The 6,770-nt window shown below is 69.0% G+C and carries 7 protein-coding genes; 4 read left to right on the top strand and 3 right to left on the bottom strand.

Annotation, left to right across the window (positions count from 1 at the left end; translation table 11 throughout):
• Positions 1–123: 123 nt before the first annotated feature.
• Positions 124–972: a 3-hydroxyacyl-CoA dehydrogenase family protein gene (locus QMK24_RS13830; protein ID WP_283466032.1), complete on the bottom strand. Its 849-nt coding sequence runs from the start codon at positions 970–972 to the stop codon at positions 124–126.
• 223 nt (positions 973–1,195) lie between these two features.
• Between QMK24_RS13830 and QMK24_RS13825 the strand changes: the two genes are divergently transcribed.
• A complete protein-coding gene (locus QMK24_RS13825) occupies positions 1,196–1,768 on the top strand; it encodes a cob(I)yrinic acid a,c-diamide adenosyltransferase (RefSeq protein WP_283466030.1) in 573 nt (190 codons plus the stop codon).
• 16 nt (positions 1,769–1,784) lie between these two features.
• Here QMK24_RS13825 and QMK24_RS13820 read toward each other — a convergent pair whose 3' ends face one another.
• The gene (locus QMK24_RS13820; protein ID WP_349361991.1) at positions 1,785–2,207 is read right to left on the bottom strand and encodes a type II toxin-antitoxin system VapC family toxin; all 423 of its coding nucleotides are present in this window, start codon (positions 2,205–2,207) and stop codon (positions 1,785–1,787) included.
• Between the two features lie 13 nt (positions 2,208–2,220).
• Entirely contained in the window at positions 2,221–2,460 is a 240-nt protein-coding gene (locus QMK24_RS13815) for an AbrB/MazE/SpoVT family DNA-binding domain-containing protein (RefSeq protein WP_283466027.1), read from the bottom strand.
• A 191-nt stretch (positions 2,461–2,651) separates the two neighbouring features.
• Between QMK24_RS13815 and QMK24_RS13810 the strand changes: the two genes are divergently transcribed.
• The 3 genes from QMK24_RS13810 to QMK24_RS13800 all read left to right on the top strand — a co-directional run bounded on the left by QMK24_RS13810 (position 2,652) and on the right by QMK24_RS13800 (position 6,682).
• On the top strand, positions 2,652–3,863 hold the full coding sequence (locus QMK24_RS13810) for a sensor histidine kinase (RefSeq protein ID WP_283466024.1): 1,212 nt from the start codon (positions 2,652–2,654) through the stop codon (positions 3,861–3,863).
• Positions 3,860–4,510: a response regulator gene (locus tag QMK24_RS13805; RefSeq protein WP_283466023.1), complete on the top strand. Its 651-nt coding sequence runs from the start codon at positions 3,860–3,862 to the stop codon at positions 4,508–4,510. The genes QMK24_RS13810 and QMK24_RS13805 overlap by 4 nt, the downstream gene beginning before the upstream one ends.
• Positions 4,511–4,594: 84 nt before the next feature.
• Positions 4,595–6,682, top strand: a complete 2,088-nt coding sequence (locus QMK24_RS13800; RefSeq protein ID WP_502962508.1) for a glycosyl hydrolase family 18 protein — start codon at positions 4,595–4,597, stop codon at positions 6,680–6,682.
• The last annotated feature ends 88 nt before the right edge of the window (positions 6,683–6,770 follow it).

Here is a 6,770-nt window from a genome sequence, read left to right as displayed (position 1 = left end):
GCAAGACCATTCACTTGGACCGCAACCGCCGAAGAGATTCTGGCGAAGGTCCGCCTCGTCCAGACCAGCATCAAGAAGCTCGTTGCAAACAACTCGAAGTGACGCAATCAGGATCACGAGACACTAGTACGTATAGAAGCCCTGACCGCTCTTTCGGCCCAGGTCCCCGGCGTCGACCATGCGGCGCATGATCTCCGGGGCGGCGAACTTCTCGTCCTGCGACTCCGCGTAAATGTTGCCGGTGGCGTGCAGCAGGATGTCGACGCCGGTCATGTCCGCGGTGGCCAGCGGTCCCATCGCGTGGCCGAAGCCGAGCTTGCAGGCGATGTCGATGTCCTCGGCCGAGGCGACCCCGGACTCGTAGAGCTTGGCCGCCTCGACGACGAGCGCCGAGATCAACCGGGTGGTGACAAAGCCCGCCACGTCACGGTTGACGACGATGCAGGTCTTGCCGATCTCCTCGGCGAACGCCTTGGCGGCGGCCAGCGTCTCGTCGCTGGTCTTGTAACCGCGTACGAGCTCGCACAGCTGCATCAGCGGCACCGGTGAGAAGAAGTGGGTGCCGACCACGCGCTCCGGGTGCTCCGTCACGGCCGCGATCTTGGTGATCGGGATGGCGGAGGTGTTGGAGGCGAGGATGGCGTCGCGGCGGGCGATCTTGTCCAGCGCCCGGAAGATCTCCTGCTTGACCTCGATCTTCTCGAACACCGCCTCGACGACGATGTCGGCGTCGGCGACGGCTTCCAGGTCGGTGGTGGTGGTGATCCGGGCGAGCGCTGCCCCGGCGTCCTCGGCCGACAGTTTCCCCTTGGCGACGAACTTCGCGTACGACGCCTCGATCCCGCTCTTGCCACGCGCCAGGGCCGCGTCGGTCACGTCACGCAGCACCACGTCGTAACCGGCCTGGGCCGATACCTGCGCGATGCCGGAGCCCATGAGGCCGGCTCCGATGACGGCGAGCTTCTTCGCCACGACACACACCTCTTCGTTCGGGGATTCTGGGCGGACCTTAACGCCCGTTCACACCCCGGCGCAGCAGGAAGAGAGGCGGGTCACTGTGTGTCTTTGGTCGCACAGTTGAGGATCGCGTCGCTCAGCAGGGCTTCCACGGCATCGAGTTTGAACAGGACGGGGTGTCCGTGTTGGTCGGCACACAGGTCTTCATCAAGGCCGGTGCGTGACTACCCTCGGCCCTATGGTCAATCTGACGCGTATCTACACCCGCACCGGGGACACCGGCACGACCGCCCTCGGCGACATGAGCCGCACCGCCAAGACCGATGTCCGGATCTCGGCCTACGCGGACACCAACGAGGCGAACGCCGCCATCGGGGTGGCCATCGCGCTGGGCTCTCTCCCTGCGGAGGTCTCCGCCGTCCTCGTCCGGGTGCAGAACGATCTCTTCGACGTCGGCGCGGACCTCGCCACGCCGGTGATCGAAGACCCGAAGTACCCGCCGCTGCGCGTCGAGCAGGCGTACATCGACAAGCTGGAGGAGGACTGCGACCGCTTCCTCGAGGACCTAGAGAAGCTCCGCAGCTTCATCCTCCCCGGCGGGACGGCGGGGGCGGCCCTGCTGCACGCCGCCTGCACGGTGGTACGGCGCGCGGAGCGCTCCACCTGGGCGGCGCTGGAAACCCACGGCGAGACGATGAACCCGCTCACCGCGACCTATCTCAACCGGCTGTCGGACCTGCTGTTCATCCTGGCGCGGACGGCCAACAAAGAGGTGGGCGACGTGCTGTGGGTGCCCGGCGGGGAACGCTGAGCCGGCCCCGCCCGGCTCATGGCGTGATGAGGGTGACCGTCGGGAAATACGTGGCGTAGCGGGCCTTGTCCCGCGTCAGCAGGCGGTGACCCGCTACCGCCGCGTGCGCTCCGATGTAGAAATCCGGCAGGGGCGACGTCTTCGCGCCGCCCGCGCGGCGGTATTTCAGGAATGCCTTTCCAGCCAGGAAGCCCGCAGGGAAGGGCAGCGCCTCCCGCCGGTACTCCGTCGCAGGCAGGAAGAAGTCGAGGTCTTCGACGGCGTCGTAACCGACGGAGACCTCGGCATAGACGATCGGGTTGATCACCAACGGCCCTTCGTCGGCCGCCTCTGCCAGCGCATCGGCTGACCACTGACCCCAGGTGGGATCGTCCAGGGCGAGGTCGAGGAGCACGCACGAGTCGACCAGCGTGGAAGGGCTGTGCGAGGCTCCCTCCACCACCCGCAGTGCGCTATTCGCCACGAAGAAGTCCCATGAGTTCGTCGGTCGTCAGCCCGTTCACGTCTTTCGCTGTGGCGCTGCCGCGCATGCGGCGTGCGAGCCGCTGGCCGTGCGTCTCGGTCGTCGCCACGCGCACGATCCGCAGCACACCCGCGTCCTCGACGACGTCGATCTCGTCCCCCTCCCGCAGCCCGTACTTCGCCCGCAACCCCGCGGGGATGGTCACCTGTCCCTTGGCATTGAGCTTCATTCACTCCTCCTATTACGTAGTACCCCTACTACGTAATAGTGCGCCTCCCGCTCCAGGCTGTACACCGTCCGGTCCGGATGCGTCGTCGCGTCCGACGATCCGCGACTGCGTCCGCTGCATCCTTCGATGTAGCGGCGGCCTACGACCGTGAGGCGACGCCCGCGCCTCCTCCGGCGTGCTGTGATGGACGCATGCCGCTCGCCGCCCTCCCCCGCCCGCACCGGGACGATGTGCGGATCGCCGCTGCCGGGCTGCTCGGCGGCCTGGCGATGTGGTCCTTCGGTCTCTACACGGTTTCGGGCCGGACGCCGCAGATGCCGGCCTGGGTGACGCTGGTGCCACTGTCGGTCATGGCCGGTTGCGAGCTGCTGCGCCGTACGCCGCCCTGGGCGATCATCACCGGCGTCGTCGCCCTGACCGCGAACATGATCCTCGGGTCCCTGCTGGTCACGGTGCTGATGTTCACCGACATCGTCTATGCGGCCGTGCTGTACGGGCCGAAACGCATGACGCGCTCGGTGCCGGCCGTGAGCGTCATCGTCTCGGCGGCGATCACCATCACCCTCGCGCTGACCCAGCGCAACGCACAGGCGCTCTCCGGCGGGCTGATCTGCGCGCTCATCTCGGTCGCCCCGGCCTGGAGCGGGCTCATCGTCCGCCAGCACCGCGACACCGCCGACGCGGCGACGCTGCGGGCACAACAGACCGCCGTACTGGCCGAGTCGGACCGCCGCCAGGCGGTGGCGGCGGAGCGCGCCCGGATGGCGCGGGAGCTGCATGACATGGTCGCCAACAACCTCTCCGCGATCGCCATCCACTCCACCGCCGCGCTGTCGATCGACAGACGGGAGGGCCCGGCCCGCGACGCGCTGGGGGTGATCCGCGAGAACAGCGTCCAGGGGCTGGCCGAAATGCGCCGGCTGATCGGGCTGCTGCGGGACACCGAGGGGGACGCGGCACCGGCCATCGCACCCAGCCTGGACGCCCTGGACGCGCTGCTGGAGCACGCACGCGCCGGCGGCGCCGACAGCGGGCAGAGCTTCGTGCTGCGCGACGACCGCCCGCGGGACGCGCCGGCGCTGCCGACGCCCGTCGAGCTGGCGGCGTACCGGATCGTCCAGGAGTCGCTGACGAACGCGCTCAAGCACGCGGCGCCCGGCGAGGTCCTGGTCGCGCTCCAGCAGGACGAGGAGGCGCTCACGGTCACCGTCGGCAGTCCGTACGGCGACCGGGACGGCCCGCGCGCACCGGGGTCGGGCTCGGGGCTGATCGGCATGCGGGAGCGGTCGGAGCTGCTCGGCGGCTCCTTCGAGGCGGGTGTGGAACAGCCGGCGGACACCGACGGCAAACTGTGGCTGGTGCGGGCGGTGCTGCCCATGGCCGGCAAGGGAAGGATCACATGATCCGGGTGGTGGTCGCCGAGGACCAGAGTGCCGTTCGCTCGGGGCTGGTGATGATCCTGCGCTCCGCTCCGGACATCGACGTGGTCGGTGAGGCCGCCGACGGCGAGCAGGCGGTGCGGCTCGCCCGCGAACTGCGCCCGGACGTGGTGCTGATGGACATCCAGATGCCCCGGCTCGACGGCGTCGCGGCGACCCGGCAGGTGGTCGGCGAACAGCTCGCGGACGTCCTGGTGCTGACCACATTCGACCTGGACGAGTACGTCTTCGGGGCGCTGCGGGCGGGCGCGGCCGGCTTCCTGCTCAAGGACACCGACGCGGACCGGCTGCTGGAGGCGGTGCGGCTGGTGGCGCGCGGCGACGGGATGATCGCCCCGGCGGTGACGCGCCGGCTCATCGGGGCGTTCGCCGGGCAGCCGGCGCAGCGGACCGCCGACCCCGCCGTCCTCGACGCGCTGACGCCGCGCGAGCGCGAGGTGATGGCCTGTCTGGGCGGCGGTCTGTCGAACGCGGAGATCGCGCTGCGGCTGGAGATGGCCGAGGCGACGACGAAGACCCACGTCAGCCGGATCCTGGCGAAGCTGGGAATGCGCAGCAGGGTCCAAGCAGCGGTACTGGCCCACGAGTTGGGTATGGTCCAGACCTCTTGACCTATGGTACAGACCTTTCTACCCTCACTATCACAACAGATGGTGAGCGGGTCGTGACAATCACACGACGAACGACTGTCGTTCATGACTGCCGGACGTGCTCTCCGGGCGGCGCAGGTTCCCCCTTCCCCCCAACCTCGAGGAGCACCCTTGAGAACAGGAACCGCACAGCTCATCCGGCGCAGAACAGCCGCGGTCGCCACCGCGCTGCTGCTCCCACTGGCTGCGATCGTGGGTCTGGCCACCCAGGCGAGCGCGGCCGCGGCCGCGACCGCGACGTACGTCAAGTCCTCCGACTGGGGCACCGGATTCGGGGCCACCTGGACCGTCAAGAACACCGGCACGACGACGATCACCGCCTGGACCATCGAATGGGACTACCCGGCCGGCACTTCGGTGACGTCCTTCTGGGACGCGACCGTCACCCACACCGCCAACCACTGGACCGCCCAGAACGCGGGATGGAACGGCACCATCGCCCCCGGCGCCACCGCGAGCTTCGGCTTCAACGGCGCGGGAGCCGGAAACCCGAGCGGCTGCAAGGTCAACGGCGGTTCCTGCGACGGCGGCACGACGCCACCGGGTGACAACCCACCGTCCGCACCCGGCGCCCCCACCGCCGGCGGCATCACCGACACCTCCGTCATCCTCACCTGGACCGCCGCCACCGACGACAAGGGCGTCAAGAACTACGACGTCATCCGCGACGGCAGCACCGTGGCGACCGTCACCGGCCTCACCTACACCAACACCGGACTGGCCGCGGGCACCGACTACGTCTACACCGTCAGGGCCCGTGACACCGCCGACCAGACCGGCCCGCCCAGCGGCGCGGTCACCGTCCACACCACCGGCGGAGGCGGCAACCCCGGCGGCACGTACGCCAAGGTCGGCTACTTCGTGCAGTGGGGCATCTACGGCCGCGGTTACACCGTGAAGTCCCTGGACAGCACGGGCGCCGCCGCCAGGCTCACCCACATCAACTACGCCTTCTCCAACATCGACCCGGCCAACCTGACCTGCCTCAACGGCGTCACCAGGGCCACCACCGGCAACCCGCAGGACCCCAGCCAGGGTGACGGCGCGGGCGACTCCTGGGCCGACTACGAGAAGGGCTTCAGCTCCGGCGAGTCCGTCAACGGCAGCACCGACACCTGGGACCAGCCGCTGGCCGGCAACTTCAACCAGATCAAGCAGCTCAAGGCCAAGTACCCCAGCCTCAAGGTCAATATCTCGATCGGCGGCTGGACCTACAGCAAGTACTTCTCCGACGCCGCCAGGACCGCGGCCTCCCGGCAGAAGTTCGTCCAGTCCTGCATCGACATGTACCTCAAGGGCAACCTGCCCGTGAGCAACGGACGCGGCGGCCCCGGCTCCGCGGCGGGAGTCTTCGACGGCGTCGACATCGACTGGGAGTGGCCCGGCTCGCCCGACGGCCACCCGGGCAATCACTACGCCGCAGCGGACAAGGCCAACCTCACCGCCCTGCTCGCCGAGTTCCGCACCCAGATGAACGCCCTTACCTCGACCACCGGCAAGAAGTACCTGCTCACCGCCTTCACCCCCGCCGACCCGGGCAAGGTCGACCTCGGCTGGGACACGGGCACCAACGGCGTCTTCACGTCGCTGGACTTCGGCAACGTCCAGGGTTACGACTTCCACGGCTCCGGCAGCGACAACAGCTGGGAACCGAACCGCACCGGCCACCAGGCCAACCTCTACCCCGACGCCCAGGACCCCTACACCACCAAGTTCAGCGTCGAGGGAGCCATCCAGAAGTACCTCGGCGCCGGGGTCAACCCGCGTCAGCTCACCGTCGGCCTCGCCTTCTACGGGCGCGGCTGGCAGCAGGTCGCCGACGGCGGTGCCCATGGTGAGTGGCAGTCGGCCAACGGAGCCGCCCCCGGCCAGTTCCCGGAGGAGTCCGGCACCCGCGGCTACAGCAACCTGATCGCCTCGGTCGGCGGCCTCACCGTCTACCACGACGACCAGTCCGTGGCGACATACGGCTACACCGGCGCCAACGGCCAGTGGTGGAGCTTCGACGACACCTGGTCGATCGGCAAGAAGAGCGCCTGGATCAAGTCCAAGAATCTGCTCGGGGCGATGATCTGGGAAATGTCCGGCGACACCGGAACGCTCATGTCCTCCGTCGACACCGGGCTCAAATAAAGGCCCCCCGGCCGGGTCCGGCACGCCGCCCGCCGTCCCCGGCCGGGGACAGAACGGCCCTCGGGCGCCGGGCAGGCTGTAGGTACAG

Origin of the sequence: Streptomyces sp. PH10-H1 (assembly GCF_030063355.1) — a bacterium.
In the GTDB taxonomy this organism is placed as follows: Bacteria; Actinomycetota; Actinomycetes; order Streptomycetales; family Streptomycetaceae; genus Actinacidiphila.
The sequence above is the reverse complement of the archived record's forward strand: the minus strand, read 5'-3'. Positions and strand labels throughout refer to the sequence as shown.

Coding starts and splice junctions, on each gene's coding strand:
- QMK24_RS13825 (WP_283466030.1), top strand. CDS start 1,196: ATGGTCAATCTGACGCGTATCTACACCCGCACCGGGGACACCGGCACG.
- QMK24_RS13810 (WP_283466024.1), top strand. CDS start 2,652: ATGCCGCTCGCCGCCCTCCCCCGCCCGCACCGGGACGATGTGCGGATC.
- QMK24_RS13805 (WP_283466023.1), top strand. CDS start 3,860: ATGATCCGGGTGGTGGTCGCCGAGGACCAGAGTGCCGTTCGCTCGGGG.
- QMK24_RS13815 (WP_283466027.1), bottom strand. CDS start 2,460: ATGAAGCTCAATGCCAAGGGACAGGTGACCATCCCCGCGGGGTTGCGG.
- QMK24_RS13800 (WP_502962508.1), top strand. CDS start 4,595: ATGACTGCCGGACGTGCTCTCCGGGCGGCGCAGGTTCCCCCTTCCCCC.